Here is a 14,405-nt window from a genome sequence, read left to right on the forward strand (position 1 = left end):
GGCGCTCAGCGCGATTGCGGCGCGTCCGGCGGACCCGAGGGGGCGGCGGGCGCGGGTGCGGGCGAGGCCGGAGCGGCGGGAGCCTGAGCACCGCCCTCGCCGCCGCCCTGGCGGCGAAGCGTGTCGAGCAGGTTGTCGGCGTTCGGGGCCTGCTGCGCGGGCTGTCCCGTCCCGGTGCCCTCCAGGATCGATTTCGGCGCCGCGCTCCGATGCGACAGGACGGCGAGCGTCATGCTGGTCACGAAGAACAGGGCGGCGAGGATCGCGGTTGCCCGCGTCAGGGCGTTCGCCTGTCCGCGCCCGGTCATGAAGCCGGAGACGCCGCCGCTGCCCCCGCCGCCGAGGCCGAGGCCGCCCTCGGAGCGCTGCAGCAGCACCACCGCGATGAGCGCGAGCACGATGAGAAGATGTACGACGATCAGGACGGTCTGCATCGGATTTCCAGAAGCGGCGCGCGCTGCCCGGCGGCCTGACGGGCTTCGGGAACGCAGGCAGAGCCGGCATCCCGAGACGCCGGCCGCGTAACCCGCGGGGCCTTACACCAGATATGACCTGCCGCCAACCGCGCAACCGCGCGGTGCAGGCTCAGGCATAGGCGGCCGCGATCCCCAGGAAATCCTCCGCGACGAGGCTCGCGCCGCCGACGAGTGCCCCGTCGACATTGTCGACGGACATCAGCTCGCGCGCGTTGCCGGGCTTCACGGAGCCGCCGTAGAGGATGCGGATGCGCGCCGCCTCGGGGCCGACGAGCCGCTCCAGCATCTCGCGCAGCGAGGCGTGCACCTCGGCGATGTCGGCGGGCGTCGGCGTGAGGCCGGTGCCGATCGCCCAGACCGGCTCGTAGGCGATCACCGTGTCGGCGCCGGTCGCACCCTTCGGCACGCCGATGGCGAGCTGGGCGCGCACGATGTCGAGGGTGCGGCCCTCCTCGCGCTCGTCCTTCGTCTCGCCGACGCAGATGATCCCGCACAATCCCGCCCGCCGGGCGGCGAGTGCCTTGGCGTGCACGCCGTCATCCGTCTCGTGGTGGTAGGCGCGCCGCTCCGAATGCCCCACGATCACGTAGGAGGCGCCGAGGTCGGCCAGCATCTCGGCCGAGATCGAGCCCGTGAAGGCGCCGCTCGGCTTGGCGTGGAGGTTCTGGCCGCCGATGGCGATGTTGGAGCCGTAGGCGGCGGCGACGCAGGACGCGATCAGAGTGGAGGGCGGGCAGATCAGGAGGTCGATGCCCTCGATGAGGGCGGGCGACAATCCGCGGCGGACGGCCTCGACCACGGCAACCGAGCTGCGGGTGCCATTCATCTTCCAATTGCCTGCAACCAGAGGGCGCCGTCCCTGCCGTGTCATCGGTGTCCTTCGCGGTACGCAACGATTGCCGGGCCTATCAGAGCAAGCTTGGGCGTGCAAACCGCCTCCGCCCTTTGCTGACGCCCGCGGATGGTCTATCGCGGGCAACCGCAATTTCATAACGCCGACACGCCCGCCGCGAGCGCTGCCCGCGCGGGAAGGACGACAGACAGGCCCGCGCCCCGATGCTCCAGAACATGCGCAATGCCAGCCAGCACTGGCTCGGCAAGATCGTTCTGACGATCGTGTTCACGCTGCTGATCGCGGGTGTCGCGATCTTCGGCGTCGAGGAGTTCTTCCGGGGCGGATCGAGCAACACGGTCGCGACCGTCGGCAAGACGCAGATCTCGGCCGAGGCCGTGCGCGCCGCCTATCAGAACCAGCTCCAGCGCTATCAGCAGCAGCTTCGCCGCAACCTGACGCCCGATCAGGCGCGGGCGCTCGGGCTCGACCGCCAGGTCATGTCCCAGCTCGTGACGGAAGCGTCGCTCGACCAGAAGACCCGCGACCTCGGCCTCGCGGTGCCGGACGCGGCGGTGCTACGCGCGATCCACGAGGAGAAGTCGTTCCAGAACGCGGAGGGCAAGTTCGACCCGTCCCTGTTCTACCAGACGCTGCAGCGCGCAGGGCTCAACGAGGCCCTGTTCGTGCGCGAGCAGCGGGCGGTGATCGCCCGGCTCCAGCTTGCCGAAGCCGTCGCGGCGGACATCCATGTGCCTCAGGCGATGCGCGAGGCCGTGCACCGCTACTCCACGGAGCGGCGTGCCGCCGCCTATCTGCGCCTCGCGCCCTCCGTCGCGGGCGAGGTCCCGGCGCCGACCGATGCGGAGCTGGAAGGCTATTACTCCGCGAACAAGGCCAATTACCGGGCGCCCGAGCGCCGCAGCGCCAACCTCCTCGTCCTCAGCCCGGAGACGCTCGCCAAGCCCGAGGCGGTGACCGAGGAGGAGCTGCGCAAGGTCTACGACACGCAGAAGGAGCGTTTCGGCTCGCCCGAGCGCCGCACGATCCAGCAGATCGTCTTCCCCGACGAGGCGGCGGCCGAGGCCGCGCGCAAGCAGATCGAGAGCGGCGAGAAGCCGTTCGAGGCCGTGGCCGTGGAGCGCGGGGTCGACCCGAAGAGCCTCTCGCTGGGCACCCTGACGAAGGCCGAGCTGTTCGACCCCGCGGTTGCCGACGCCGCCTTCTCCCTGCAGCAGGGCGCCCTGAGCCCGCCCGTGAAGGGCCGCTTCGGCACCGTGCTCCTGCGCGTCACGGGCATCGAGCCGGAGACCCGCAAGCCGTTCGCCGAGGTCGCGCCCGAGATCCGGAAGGCCCTTGCCGATCAGCGCGCCCGGAGCGGCATCGATGCGGCCCACGACGCGATCGAGGACCAGCGGGCGAGTGCGAAGCCGCTCGCCGACATCGCCAAGGAGCGCGGCCTGCCCCTCGTCGCGGCCGAGGCGATCGATGCGCAGGGCAAGGACCCGGGCGGCCAGCCGGTTGCCGGCATTCCCGACCCGGACACGACCCTGCCCGCCGTGTTCCGCGCCGAGATCGGCGGCGACAATGAACCGCTGCGCACGAAGACCGGCGGCTACGTCTGGTTCGACGTGACCAAGATCGATCCCGCCCACGACAAGCCGCTGGCAGAGGTGCGGGAGCAGGCGGTCGCCGGCTGGAAGGCGGCGGAGGTATCGCATCGCCTCGCCGCCAAGGCGCGGGAGCTGCAGGAGCGGCTCGACAAGGGCGAAAGCCTCGAAGCCGTCGCGGGCTCGGTCGGCCTCAACGTCCAGACGGCCGAGGACCTCGCCCGCAACCAATCGAAGGACGATCTCGACGCGGACGTTGTCAATCGCATCTTCGCGACCTTCGTCGACAAGCCGGGGTCGGCCCCGTCGGGCGAGTCGCGCGTCCTGTTCAAGGTCACCTCGGCGACGATGTCGGCCTACGTGCCCGGCAGTCCGAGCGACAAGACGATCGAGTCGAACTTCCGCACGGCGCTCGCCGACGACGTGCTCGGCGAGTACATCGCCGAGGTGCAGAAGAAGGCCGGGGTGAGCGTCAATCAGGCCGCCTTCCGGCGCGCGATCGGCGGCGAGTACTGAGGCGGCAATGGCCTCCGACGATCCCTACGAGGCCTTCGCGGCCGGCTACGAGGCCGGCCGCCCGGCCCTCCTCAACCTGACGCTCGTCGCGGACCTCGAGACACCGGTCGCGGCCTTCCTGAAGCTGCGGGCCCGCCACGCCGGCGCGGCCTTCCTTCTCGAATCCGTCGAGGGTGGCGCCGTACGCGGGCGTTACTCGATGATCGGCCTCGACCCGGACCTGATCTGGCGCTGCCGGGACGGCAGGCCCGAGATCGCCCGCGGCGCGGATCTCTCGGCCTTCAGCCCCGATGACCGAGGCCCCCTCGACAGCCTGCGCGCGCTGATCGCCGAGAGCGCGATCGGCGAAGAGGCCGGCGCCGAGCTGCCGCCGATGGCGGCCGGCCTGTTCGGCTATCTCGGCTACGACATGGTACGGGCCATGGAGGTGCTGCCGGAGCCGAACCCGGACCCGCTCGGCGTGCCGGACGCGGTGCTGGTGCGGCCGCGGGTGATGGTGGTCTTCGACGCGGTGCGCGACCTCATCACGGTCGTGAGCCCGGTGCGGCCCGTCGCGGGAATCTCCGCGCGCGCCGCCTACGAAGCGGCGCAGGCGCGTCTCGAACAGATCGCGGGCGCCCTCGAAGGGCCGCTGCCGATCGAGGCGCGGGCCGACCTCAGCAACGTCCCGCCGCCCGAGCCCGTCTCGAACACGCCCCCCGCCGACTATGCGGGCATGGTGGCGCGGGCGAAGGAGTACATCGTCGCGGGCGACATCTTCCAGGTGGTGCTCTCGCAGCGCTTCGAGGCGCCCTTCACGCTGCCGGCCTTCGCCCTCTACCGCTCCCTCCGGCGGACCAACCCGGCGCCGTTCCTCTGCTACCTCGATTTCGAGGAATTTCAGGTCGTCTGCTCAAGCCCGGAGATCCTGGTGCGGGTGCGGGACGGCACGGTGACGATCCGGCCGATCGCCGGAACGCGCCGCCGCGGAGCCACGCCCGCGGAGGACAAGGCGCTGGCCGAGGAGCTGCTCGCCGATCCGAAGGAGCGCTCCGAGCACCTGATGCTGCTCGATCTCGGCCGCAACGATGTCGGGCGCGTCTCGCGGATCGGCACCGTCACCGTCACCGGCTCGTTCTTCCTCGAATATTACAGCCAGGTGATGCACATCGTCTCGAACGTCGAGGGCGAGATCGACCCGGCCCGCGACAACCTCGACGCGCTCGCGGCGGGATTTCCTGCCGGAACGGTGTCGGGCGCGCCGAAGGTGCGGGCGATGGAGATCATCGACGAGCTGGAACGCGAGAAGCGCGGTCCCTATGGCGGCTGCATCGGCTATTTCGGGGCCCGGGGCGAGATGGACACCTGCATCGTCCTGCGCACGGCCATCGTGAAGGATGGGCGGATGCACGTCCAGGCGGGCGCGGGCATCGTCTACGATTCCGATCCGGCCGCCGAGCAGCAGGAATGCGTGAACAAGGCGAAAGCCCTGTTCCGCGCCGCCGAGGACGCCGTGCGCTTCGCCGCCCAGGCGAGGCGCGGGCAGTAGGAGGCCGACCCCCTCGGGGGCGGCCGCCCGGGTCGATACGGCTCACGAAACTTCGGGTTCCCGGATGCCCACTTCCGGGCGCGGCGACGCCGGAAGGTGTTCCGTGAGCGACGCTCAGGCCGCCTTGACGTCGGCCAGGAAGCCCCGGACCGTCTGGCTCAGGGTCGCCGAGTGCGTGGCGAGTTCGCGGGCGGCACCCAGGACCTGCGTTGCCGCGGAGCCCGTCTCGCCGGCCCCCTTGCGCACGTCGCCGATGCTGCCGGTGACCTGCTCCGTGCCGCGCGCCGCCTCCTGCACGTTGCGCGCGATCTCCCGCGTCGCGGCGCCCTGCTCCTCCATCGCCGCTGCGACCTGCGTCGCGATGTCCGCCATGCCGTCGATGGTGGTGCCGATGCCGCGCACCGCGTCGACCGCCCCGCGCGTCGCGCCCTGGATCGCGTCGATCTGCCCCGCGATCTCGCTGGTCGCCCGGCTCGTCTGGGCCGCGAGTTCCTTCACCTCGGTCGCGACCACCGCGAAGCCGCGGCCCGCTTCGCCCGCGCGCGCAGCCTCGATCGTCGCGTTGAGCGCGAGCAGGTTCGTCTGTCCCGCGATGTTCGAGATCATCGCGATCACGGCGCCGATCTTCTCCGCGGTCACGGCGAGCGCGTGGATCGTCGCGTCGGTGTCGCGGGCGCTGGCGACCGCCGTGCCGGCGATCTCCGCCGAGCGGGAGACCTGCTGCGTGATCTCCTGGATCGAGGTCGAGAGTTCCTCCGTTGCGGTCGCGACGGTCTGGACGTTGCTCGAGGTCTGGCCGGCCGCCGCGGCCACGGTGACCGCCTGCCGGTTCGTCTGCTCGGCGATGCCCGTCATGGAATGGGCGGTGGCCTCCATCTCGGTCGCGGCCGCCGTGAGGCTGTCGGTGAGGCTGCCAGCCTCGCGCTCGAAAGCCTGGGTCAGTCCGTCGAGGCGCTCGGCCCTGCGCATCTTCGCGGCGTCCTCGTCGGCCTGGATCGCGGCGAGGCGCCGCGCCTCGAGCGCGTTCTCCTTGAAGATGGTGAGCGCCCGCGCCAGGGCGCCGATCTCGTCCCGGCGCTGGGCGCCCTCGACGGCGACGTCCAGATCGCCGGCCGCGAGCGCGCCCATCGCTGCGGTCATGCGCCCGAGCGGACGCCCGATCGCGCCGATCACGATGGCGGCGGCGAGGCCGAGGGCGACGACGAGGCCGCTTCCCGCCGCAACCATGAATTCCAGGGACGCGCGGCTCGCGGTCTCCTCCGCCTGCGCCCGGGCATCGGCAAGCTCCCGGCCGATGGCCTCCATCCGCTGCGCGACGCGCTCGCTGATGGCTCGGCGGGCCGGCGACGCCTCGTTCTGCGCGACGGCCATGGCAGCCTTGTCCTCCCCCTTGAGGCCGAGCGCGGTCGAACGATCGAGGATGATGAAATACCCGTCGATGAGCGAGCGGATTTCCTGGTTCATCGCCCGGCGTTCAGGGGTGTTGGCGAGGGCCGTCAGCTTGTCCATCGCCGCGACGACCCCAGCCTTCGCCTTGTCCTGGCGCATCTTGTAGCCCCCGATCTTCTCGGGGTCGCTCTCGATGATGATGTTGCGGTTCTGAAGCGCCGCCTCCGTGAGATCGACCGCGAGGCGAAGGACGTTCTCCTGCCGCGCCACCTGGACGTCGATCAGGCCGTCGATCTGCCGAGACAGGCCGGAGAGCGCTGAGCGCGCGAAGACGACGACGCCGAGCGTGACGACCAGCGAGATCGCGAGGGGGATCGCGATCTTCCCCAGGAGCTTCACATTGTCCAAGCCTCGCATAACCGCCTCTCCAAGGTCCGACTAGCTCCTATGAAGTGGGGCCTTCATGGTTAAACATCGATTAAATCTCGGTCTTGGCCGTCATAATGGCCAATGTTCGCCAATCAGACGCGTGATTGACGGCCCATTTGAGCTCAACCCCTGTCGACGAACTCCATCTTGAACTGAATGTGCTCAAAACGTCGTCGATGGAAGCGGCACAGCGTCCGCTGTGCGGCGCCGACACTTGACCGGCGCGGCCCGAGGCCTCAAGTCCCTGATCCATGAAGCCGGCCGCGCAATCCGACGTCCTCGTGATCGACAATTACGACTCGTTCACTTGGAATCTCGTGCACCTGATCGGCCCGCTCTGCGGATCGATCTCGGTCGTGCGCAACGACGCGCTCGCCGTCGAGGAGGTCCGGGCGCGCAAGGCCGACGCGGTGATCCTGTCGCCGGGCCCCTGCACGCCGAACGAGGCGGGGATCTGCCTCGACGTGATCCGCGAACTGTCCGCCGACACGCCGATCTTCGGTGTGTGTCTGGGACTGCAGGCGATCGGGCAGGCCTTCGGCGGCGACGTCGTTCGGGCGCCCGCGCCGATGCACGGCAAGGTCTCGACCATCGAGCACGGCGCCACCGGCGTCTTCCGCGGCATCAACGGGCCGCTCCAGGCCACCCGGTACCACTCCCTCGTCGTCGATCGCGCCGGCTGCCCCGGCGATCTCGCCGTGACGGCCGAGGCCGACGGGCTGATCATGGGGTTGGAGCACCGGTCGCGGCCGGTCCACGGCGTGCAGTTCCATCCCGAGAGCATCCTCTCGCAGCATGGAACGCAGATCCTGCGCAATTTCCTGGAGATCGCCGCGGCCTGGAACGCGGAGCGTGACAAGCGCGCGCACGACGTGCATTGACGCGTCAGACCGGGACGCGCCGACGCGCGGCGCGCCCGCATCGGCAGACCGCGTCCGGCGCATGGAATCCTTCAAGCACCCCCTGGCCAAGGTCGCCTCAGGGCAGTCCTTGAGCCGCGACGAGGCGCGCGCCGCCTTCGACGACCTCCTCTCCGGCGATGTGACGCCGGTCCAGGCGGCGGCCTTCCTCGTCGCGCTGAAGGTCCGCGGCGAGACGGTCGAGGAGATCACGGGCGCCGTGGAGGCCATGCGCGCCCGGATGCTCCCGGTCGCCTCCGTCCCGGGTGCCGTCGACATCGTCGGCACCGGCGGCGACCATTCCGGCAGCTACAACGTCTCGACGCTGGCGGCGATCGTCACGGCCGCCTGCGGCGTGCCGGTCGCCAAGCACGGCAATCGCGCCGCGACCTCGCGCTCGGGCGCCGCGGACGTGCTGGCCTCCCTGGGCGTGAAGCTCGGCCTCGACCCGGCGGGCCTCGGCCGCTGCCTCGATCAGGCCGGCCTCTGCTTCATGTTCGCGCAGACGCATCACGGCGCCATGCGCCACGTCGCGCCCGTGCGCTCGCAACTGCCGGTGCGCACCATCTTCAACCTGCTCGGCCCCCTCTCGAATCCGGCGGGCGTCACGCACCAGCTTCTCGGCGTCTCGACGCCGGACTGGGCGGAGCCGCTGACCCGGGTGCTCTCGGCGCTCGGAAGTCGCCGGGTCTGGACCGTGCACGGCTCGGACGGGCTCGACGAGATCACCGTGACGGGGCCGACCGCCGTCGTGGCCCTGGAGGACGGGCACATCACCCGCTTCCGCATCGATCCGCGCGAGGTCGGCCTGACGCTCGCGACCCTCGAGGATCTGCGGGGGGGCGATCCGGACCACAATGCCCGCGCCCTCGCCTCCGTCCTCGACGGAGCCCGCAACGCCTACCGGGACATCGCCGTTCTCAATGCTGGGGCCGGCCTCGTGGTCGCGGGGGCCGCTCCGACGCTCGGCGAGGGCGTCGCGCGCGCGGATGCGGCCATCGCCAGCGGGGCGGCCCGGGCGACGCTCGCCCGCCTCGTCGAGGTTTCGAACGCCTGAGGGATGCCGATGTCCGAGACCGCAACCACGGGCGCCACGGGACAGACCGTCCTGGCCCGCATCGAGGCCTATAAGCGGCGCGAGATCGCCGAGGCGAAGCTGCGGGTCTCCGAGTCGGAACTGGAGGCGCGCGCCGCCGCACAATCCCCGCCCCGGGGCTTCGCGGACGCGATCGGCGCCCATATCGCGGCCGGTCGCCCCGCCCTCATCGCGGAGGTGAAGAAGGCCTCGCCCTCGAAGGGGCTGATCCGGGCCGATTTCAACCCGGCGGCGCTGGCTGAAGCCTACGAGGCCGGCGGCGCGACCTGCCTCTCGGTGCTGACCGACGAGCCGTCCTTCCAGGGGCGCCCCGAATATCTCGTGGAGGCGCGGGCCGCCTGCGCCCTGCCGGTGCTGCGCAAGGACTTCATGTTCGAGCCCTATCAGGTGCTCGAAGCGCGGGCATGGGGCGCGGATTGCGTGCTCGCGATCATGGCCTGCCTCGACGACGAGGAGGCGGCGGCGATCGTGGAGGCGGCGCACGACCTCGGCATGGACGTTCTGGTGGAGGTGCACGACGCCGAGGAGCTGGAGCGGGCGATTCCGCTCGGCACGCGTCTCATCGGCATCAACAACCGCAACCTGAAGACCTTCGAGGTCTCCTTCGAGACCGCGATCCGCCTCGCGCCCGGCATCCCGAAGGACCGCATTCCCGTCGCCGAGAGCGGCATCGCCAGCCATGCGGACGTGGTCCGCCTCGCGGAGAACGGCCTCAACACGGTTCTCGTCGGCGAGAGCCTGATGCGGCAGGCGAACCTGACGGAGGCGACGCGCAGCCTCCTGTTCGGCGAGACGGCGTGACCCGGACCCGCGGATGACCGGCCTCACCCATCTCGACGCCACCGGCGCGGCCAACATGGTCGACGTCACCGACAAGGCCGCGACCACCCGCACGGCGCTGGCGGAAGGGGCCGTGGTGATGCTTCCCGAGACGCTCAGGCTCATCCGGGAGGGGGACGCGAAGAAGGGCGACGTGATCGGCACCGCGCGCCTTGCCGGCATCATGGCGGCCAAGCGCACGCACGAGTTGATCCCGCTCTGCCATCCCCTCCTGCTCTCGAAGGTCCACGTGACCTGCGAGGTCGATGAAGCGCTCCCCGGCCTTCGGCTCACCGCGGAGGTGCGCGTGCAGGGTCCGACCGGCGTCGAGATGGAAGCGCTGACCGCGGTCTCGATCGCCTGCCTCACCGTCTACGACATGGTGAAGGCGGTCGATCGCGGCATGCGCATCGAGGGCATCCGGCTGCTCGCCAAGGATGGCGGCCGCTCGGGCAGCTATCGCGCGAAAGCCGGCGCGTGAGCGGCCTCCTGCCCGTCGCGGAGGCGCTGGGGCGCATCCTCTCCAGCGTGTCCCGGCCCGTCGAGGCGGAGCGCCTCGGGATCGCCGCCGCAGCCGGGCGGACGCTCGCGGAACCGGTCGCCGCGCTGCGCACGCAGCCGCCCTTCCCGGCCTCCGCGATGGACGGCTACGCCGTGCGCGGCGCCGACCTCGCCGGCATCCCCGCCCGGCTGCGGCTCGTCGGCACGAGCGCCGCCGGACATGGCTATGCCGGCCGGGTCGGCCCCGGCGAGGCCGTGCGCATCTTCACCGGCGCGCCCGTGCCGGAGGGAGCCGACGTGATCCTGATCCAGGAGAACGCGGAGGCCGAGGGCGACACGGTGACCGCGCGGGAAGGCGTATCCGCGGGCCGCTTCGTCCGGCCCGCCGGACTCGATTTCCGGGAAGGCGACGCGCTCCTGCAGGCGGGCGAGAGCCTCGACGCGCGCCGGCTCGCGCTCGCCGCCGCGGCCGGCCACGCGGAGGTCGCCGTGCGACGCCGTCCCCGGGTCGCGATCCTCGCCACCGGCGACGAGTTGGTGGCGCCGGGGGCGCCGGTCGCCTGGGACCAGATCGTCGCCTCGAACGCGCTCGCGCTCGCCGCTCTCGCCCGCGCGGCCGGAGCGGACCCGATCGACCTCGGCATCGCGGGCGACAGCCTGCCGGCGCTGGAGGACGCGATCCGCCGGGCCCGCGAGGTGCGCGCAGACCTGTTCGTCACCCTCGGCGGCGCGTCGGTCGGCGACCACGACCTCGTGCAATCGACGCTCGCCCGCGAGGGGCTCGAACTCGGCTTCTGGCGCGTCGCGCTGCGACCCGGCAAGCCGCTGATGCATGGCCGGCTCGGCGAGATGCTGGTCATCGGCCTGCCGGGCAACCCGGTCTCGGCCATCGTCTGCGGGATGCTCTTCGTGGTCCCGGCGATCCGCGCGCTCGTCGGAGATCCGCGGGCGGGTGCCGACCGCGACGAGCCGGCGACGCTCGGCCGCGATCTGCCGGCGAATGACGGCCGGGCCGACTACATGCGGGCCCGCCTCGACACGGCGCCCGATCGTCTGCCGGTCGCGCATCCCGAGGCGCGGCAGGATTCCTCGATGCTCTCGGTGCTCGGTCAAGCCGAGGCCCTTCTCGTGCGCCCGCCGCACGCGCCGGCCGCGAAGGCTGGCGAATCCTGCCGCATCCTGCGTCTCGACCGCTCGATCCTCTGATCTCGATCAGTATCGCCAAGCTGCGCTTGCGGAACACTTGCGGAACGTTTAACGTGTTCGCGCTTTGTTTCCGCGACCGCCCGCCGCGTCGCCCCGAGAGATGAGACTGCCCCATGCTGACGCGTAAACAGCTGGATCTGCTCCGCTTCATCCAGCAGCGGATGCGCGAGAGCGGCGTCCCGCCGTCTTTCGATGAGATGAAGGATGCCCTCGATCTCAAGTCGAAATCCGGCATCCACCGCCTCATCACGGCGCTTGAGGAGCGCGGCTTCCTGCGCCGCCTGCCGAACCGGGCACGGGCGATCGAGGTGATCCGCATGCCCGAGAGCCTCGGCCAGCCGGCCGGGTCGGGCAGCGAGGTGCGCCGCTTCACGCCGAGCGTCGTCGAGGGCGGCCGCACGCGGGCGCCGGCCGCGAAGCTGCCGACGACGCAGGCGACCGACGAGAACGGCCGCGCCATGACGATCCCCGTGATGGGGCGGATCGCGGCGGGCACGCCGATCTCGGCGATCCAGAACCAGAGCGCGTCGATCACCCTGTCGCCGGATTTCCTGGCGGGCGGCGAGCATTACGCGCTCGAGGTGCGCGGCGACTCGATGATCGAGGCCGGCATCCTCGACGGCGACCTCGTGGTGATCCGCAAGCAGGACACGGCCAACACGGGCGACATCATCGTGGCCCTCATCGACGACGAGGAGGCGACGCTCAAGCGCCTGCGCCGCCGCGGCTCCTCGATCGCCCTCGAGGCCGCGAATCCGTCCTACGAGACCCGCGTGCTCGGTCCCGACCGGGTCCGCATCCAGGGACGCCTCGTCAGCCTCGTGCGCCGCTACTGAAGCGATTCGGGGCCCGTCTCCGCAGACGCGGCACCCTCCTCCGGAGCGGCCTCGTCCGGGCTTGCCCGAGCGGTCGGAGAGCCCGGAATCTGCTGGGCGCGCGGCGCCGCGGCCGGGCGCCAGGGCGAGGATCCACCGAGACCGCGGGCCGTCGAGACGATTGGGCCGGAACCGGTGAGGCGGATCGCGACGGCGCCAGACCGCGCAAGATAGGCGCGGTCGATGACGAGCCCCGCCGCGCAGCCCGGCGGGGCGACTTGCGACGTGATGACGATGTCGGCGCGCGCGCAATCCTCGGTGAGCGCGCGCTTGTCACGCGCCAGCGCGATCCGGCGCCCGTCGAAGGCCCGCAGGGTGCAGCCGAGCCGGTCGCAGCGTCCCCCTTCCCCGGCCTCCGACGCCTTCCGCGCATCGCCGTCCGCCTTCATCCACTGCTCGAGGACGAAGGAGGAGGGCCGGCCAAGAGCGACGAGACGGCCCTCCTCGCCCCGCACCGCCGCGCCCCTCCCCTCGCGATCGATGAAGATGTCCTGGCGCTCGGGCGATGCGGCCAGGAGGAGGCCGAGGCCGAGCGGCACCACGCACAGGCATCGCAGGCGCGAGGCGGGTAGGACCGCGACGAGGAGGCCGGCGGCCAGCAGCGCGAGAGCGCCCGTGCCGAAGGCCGGCACCCCGACATTCGCCTGCCCGAGACCGCCGATCCAGCCCGAGATCGCGAGCATGCCGCGCACCGCCTGCCCCATCAGCCACCAGACCGGCTGATCGAGCGCGAACGGGTAGGCGAGGATCCCGAGCACCGCGGCCGGCATCACCACGAGGGAGACGAGCGGCAGCGTGAGGGCGTTGCCGACGAGGCCGAAGGGCTGGATCGTCTGGAAATGGTAGGTCGCGAAGGGGGCTGTGGCGATCTGCGCCACGAGCGTCGTCAGCAAGGTGCCGATCACGGCGCCCGCGGCCAGGGCGACGGACCGCCCGACCGGCCCGGCGCCCTCGCGCCGGAAGAGGCGCCCGTCGATGAAGCGGGCGCAGGCGATCAGGCCGGCCACCGCCCCGAACGACATCTGGAAGCTCGGGCCGAGCAACGCCTCGGGCTCGCGGGCGAGCGCCACGAGGGCGGCGAGCGCGAGGTTGCGCATGCTCAGGGCCGGGCGGTCGACGAGGATCGCGCCGAGCATGATCAGGGTCATGATCAGAGCCCGCTCGGCGGCGACGTCCCAACCGGAGAACGCACAATAGGCGGTGACGCCCACCATCGCGAAGCCGGACGCGATCTTCTTGATCGGCCACAGCAGGGCGCAATGCGGCACCAGCGCCAGCGCGGAGCGCACCAGCCAGAAGACGACGCCGGCCGCGAGCACCATGTGCAGGCCGGAGATCGAGACGACGTGGTAGATGCCCGCCGCCCGCAGCACGTCGTTGGTCTCCGGTGCGATGAGGCCGCGCTTGCCCGTCACCAGCGCGGCGGCCACGGCGCCGGCCTGCCCCCGTTCGCGTCGGTGATGCGCCGCGTGAGCGCGTTGCGCGCGTCGTCGATGCCGGCCGCGAGGCGAAGGGCGAGAGGCAGGGGCTCGGGCGGTGACCTCACCTCGATCGTCCCGACGAGGGAGCCCACGGCGCCGATGCCGCGGAAATAGGCGTCGCGCCCGAAATCGTAGCCGCCGGGACGCGCCGGCTCGGGCGGCGGCAGGAGGCGCGCCTTGGCCGCGATGAAATCGCCGGGCTTCAGGGCCTGCCGGGTCCGGTAGGTCACGCGCACCCGCAAGGGGCGCGCTTCGGGTGCCAGGGTTCCGAAGCTCGTGAGGCGCACCACGAGGCGCGCGCCCTCCTCCCGCTCGTCGAGGGCCTCGATCAGCCCCGTGAGGGGCGCGATGGTGGTCCGCGCGAGGATCGGGCCGGAAACGCGGGCGACGCGCCACGCCGCCGCCCCGAAGCCGAGGAAGGCGGCGGCGAGCGCGAGCGTCAGCGCGAGCGCGGCGGGCCTCGCACCGAGGACGGGCGTCAGCGCAAGGCACAGGCCGGCGGCGATGGGCGCGGCGGCGAGCGCCGGCTCGCCGTCGGTGAGAGCGAAATAGACGAGGATGCCCGTCCCGAAGGCGACCGCGAGCCAGGGAAACAGGCGCCGTTGCCCCGCCTCCTGCGCCAGCTCCGCGCCCACCCAGCCGCGGAGTGCCGGTACCCACAGGCCAGGAGCGAGCAGGCGCCCAGGCGCGCGGATCGCGACGATCCCCTTCCCTGCCGCCCCCTGCGCCATCCTTTGCCGCACCGTCC

General features: G+C 71.7%; 11 protein-coding genes and 1 pseudogene. 8 read left to right on the plus strand and 4 right to left on the minus strand.

The genetic code is table 11. The features are described 5' to 3' along the window. Positions 1-5 precede the first annotated feature (5 nt). Positions 6-434, minus strand: a complete 429-nt coding sequence (secG, locus tag J2X36_RS13490; RefSeq protein WP_310350427.1) for a preprotein translocase subunit SecG — start codon at positions 432-434, stop codon at positions 6-8. A gap of 151 nt (positions 435-585) precedes the next feature. Further along, positions 586-1,347, minus strand: a complete 762-nt coding sequence (gene tpiA, locus J2X36_RS13495) for a triose-phosphate isomerase (RefSeq protein WP_132257369.1) — start codon at positions 1,345-1,347, stop codon at positions 586-588. A 185-nt stretch (positions 1,348-1,532) separates the two neighbouring features. Here tpiA and J2X36_RS13500 point away from each other — a divergent pair, with 185 nt between their 5' ends. Together J2X36_RS13500 and trpE are read left to right on the plus strand one after the other, a co-directional pair. Continuing rightward, entirely contained in the window at positions 1,533-3,434 is a 1,902-nt protein-coding gene (locus J2X36_RS13500) for a peptidyl-prolyl cis-trans isomerase (protein WP_310350430.1), read from the plus strand. 7 nt (positions 3,435-3,441) lie between these two features. Continuing rightward, positions 3,442-4,962 carry an anthranilate synthase component I gene (gene trpE / locus J2X36_RS13505; protein WP_310350433.1) on the plus strand — a complete coding sequence of 507 codons (1,521 nt, stop codon included), beginning with the start codon at positions 3,442-3,444 and terminating at the stop codon, positions 4,960-4,962. 114 nt (positions 4,963-5,076) lie between these two features. On the opposite strand, the gene J2X36_RS13510 is transcribed toward trpE, so the two are convergent. Continuing rightward, positions 5,077-6,768 (minus strand): methyl-accepting chemotaxis protein, encoded by a 1,692-nt coding sequence (locus J2X36_RS13510; protein WP_310350435.1) that lies wholly within the window; start codon positions 6,766-6,768, stop codon positions 5,077-5,079. A gap of 263 nt (positions 6,769-7,031) precedes the next feature. Here J2X36_RS13510 and J2X36_RS13515 point away from each other — a divergent pair, with 263 nt between their 5' ends. The 6 genes from J2X36_RS13515 (at position 7,032) to lexA (ending at position 12,137) form a co-directional block, all read left to right on the plus strand. Further along, positions 7,032-7,661 carry an aminodeoxychorismate/anthranilate synthase component II gene (locus tag J2X36_RS13515; protein ID WP_132257360.1) on the plus strand — a complete coding sequence of 210 codons (630 nt, stop codon included), beginning with the start codon at positions 7,032-7,034 and terminating at the stop codon, positions 7,659-7,661. 61 nt (positions 7,662-7,722) lie between these two features. Continuing rightward, a complete protein-coding gene (gene trpD, locus J2X36_RS13520) occupies positions 7,723-8,736 on the plus strand; it encodes an anthranilate phosphoribosyltransferase (protein WP_310350440.1) in 1,014 nt (337 codons plus the stop codon). A gap of 9 nt (positions 8,737-8,745) precedes the next feature. Beyond that, the gene (trpC, locus tag J2X36_RS13525; RefSeq protein ID WP_245516776.1) at positions 8,746-9,576 is read left to right on the plus strand and encodes an indole-3-glycerol phosphate synthase TrpC; all 831 of its coding nucleotides are present in this window, start codon (positions 8,746-8,748) and stop codon (positions 9,574-9,576) included. Positions 9,577-9,589: 13 nt separating this feature from the next. Beyond that, positions 9,590-10,075, plus strand: a complete 486-nt coding sequence (gene moaC, locus J2X36_RS13530; RefSeq protein WP_310350442.1) for a cyclic pyranopterin monophosphate synthase MoaC — start codon at positions 9,590-9,592, stop codon at positions 10,073-10,075. Next, on the plus strand, positions 10,072-11,301 hold the full coding sequence (gene glp, locus J2X36_RS13535) for a gephyrin-like molybdotransferase Glp (RefSeq protein ID WP_310350444.1): 1,230 nt from the start codon (positions 10,072-10,074) through the stop codon (positions 11,299-11,301). Before moaC ends, glp begins: the two co-directional genes overlap by 4 nt. Before the next feature lie 113 nt (positions 11,302-11,414). Then, entirely contained in the window at positions 11,415-12,137 is a 723-nt protein-coding gene (gene lexA / locus J2X36_RS13540; protein WP_310350447.1) for a transcriptional repressor LexA, read from the plus strand. On the opposite strand, the pseudogene J2X36_RS13545 reads toward lexA, so the two are convergent. Next, positions 12,131-14,388: pseudogene (locus J2X36_RS13545) on the minus strand (ComEC/Rec2 family competence protein). The gene lexA and the pseudogene J2X36_RS13545 overlap by 7 nt on opposite strands. Positions 14,389-14,405 lie beyond the last annotated feature (17 nt).

This window comes from Methylobacterium sp. BE186 (assembly GCF_031457035.1).
In the GTDB taxonomy this organism is placed as follows: domain Bacteria; phylum Pseudomonadota; class Alphaproteobacteria; order Rhizobiales; family Beijerinckiaceae; genus Methylobacterium; species Methylobacterium segetis.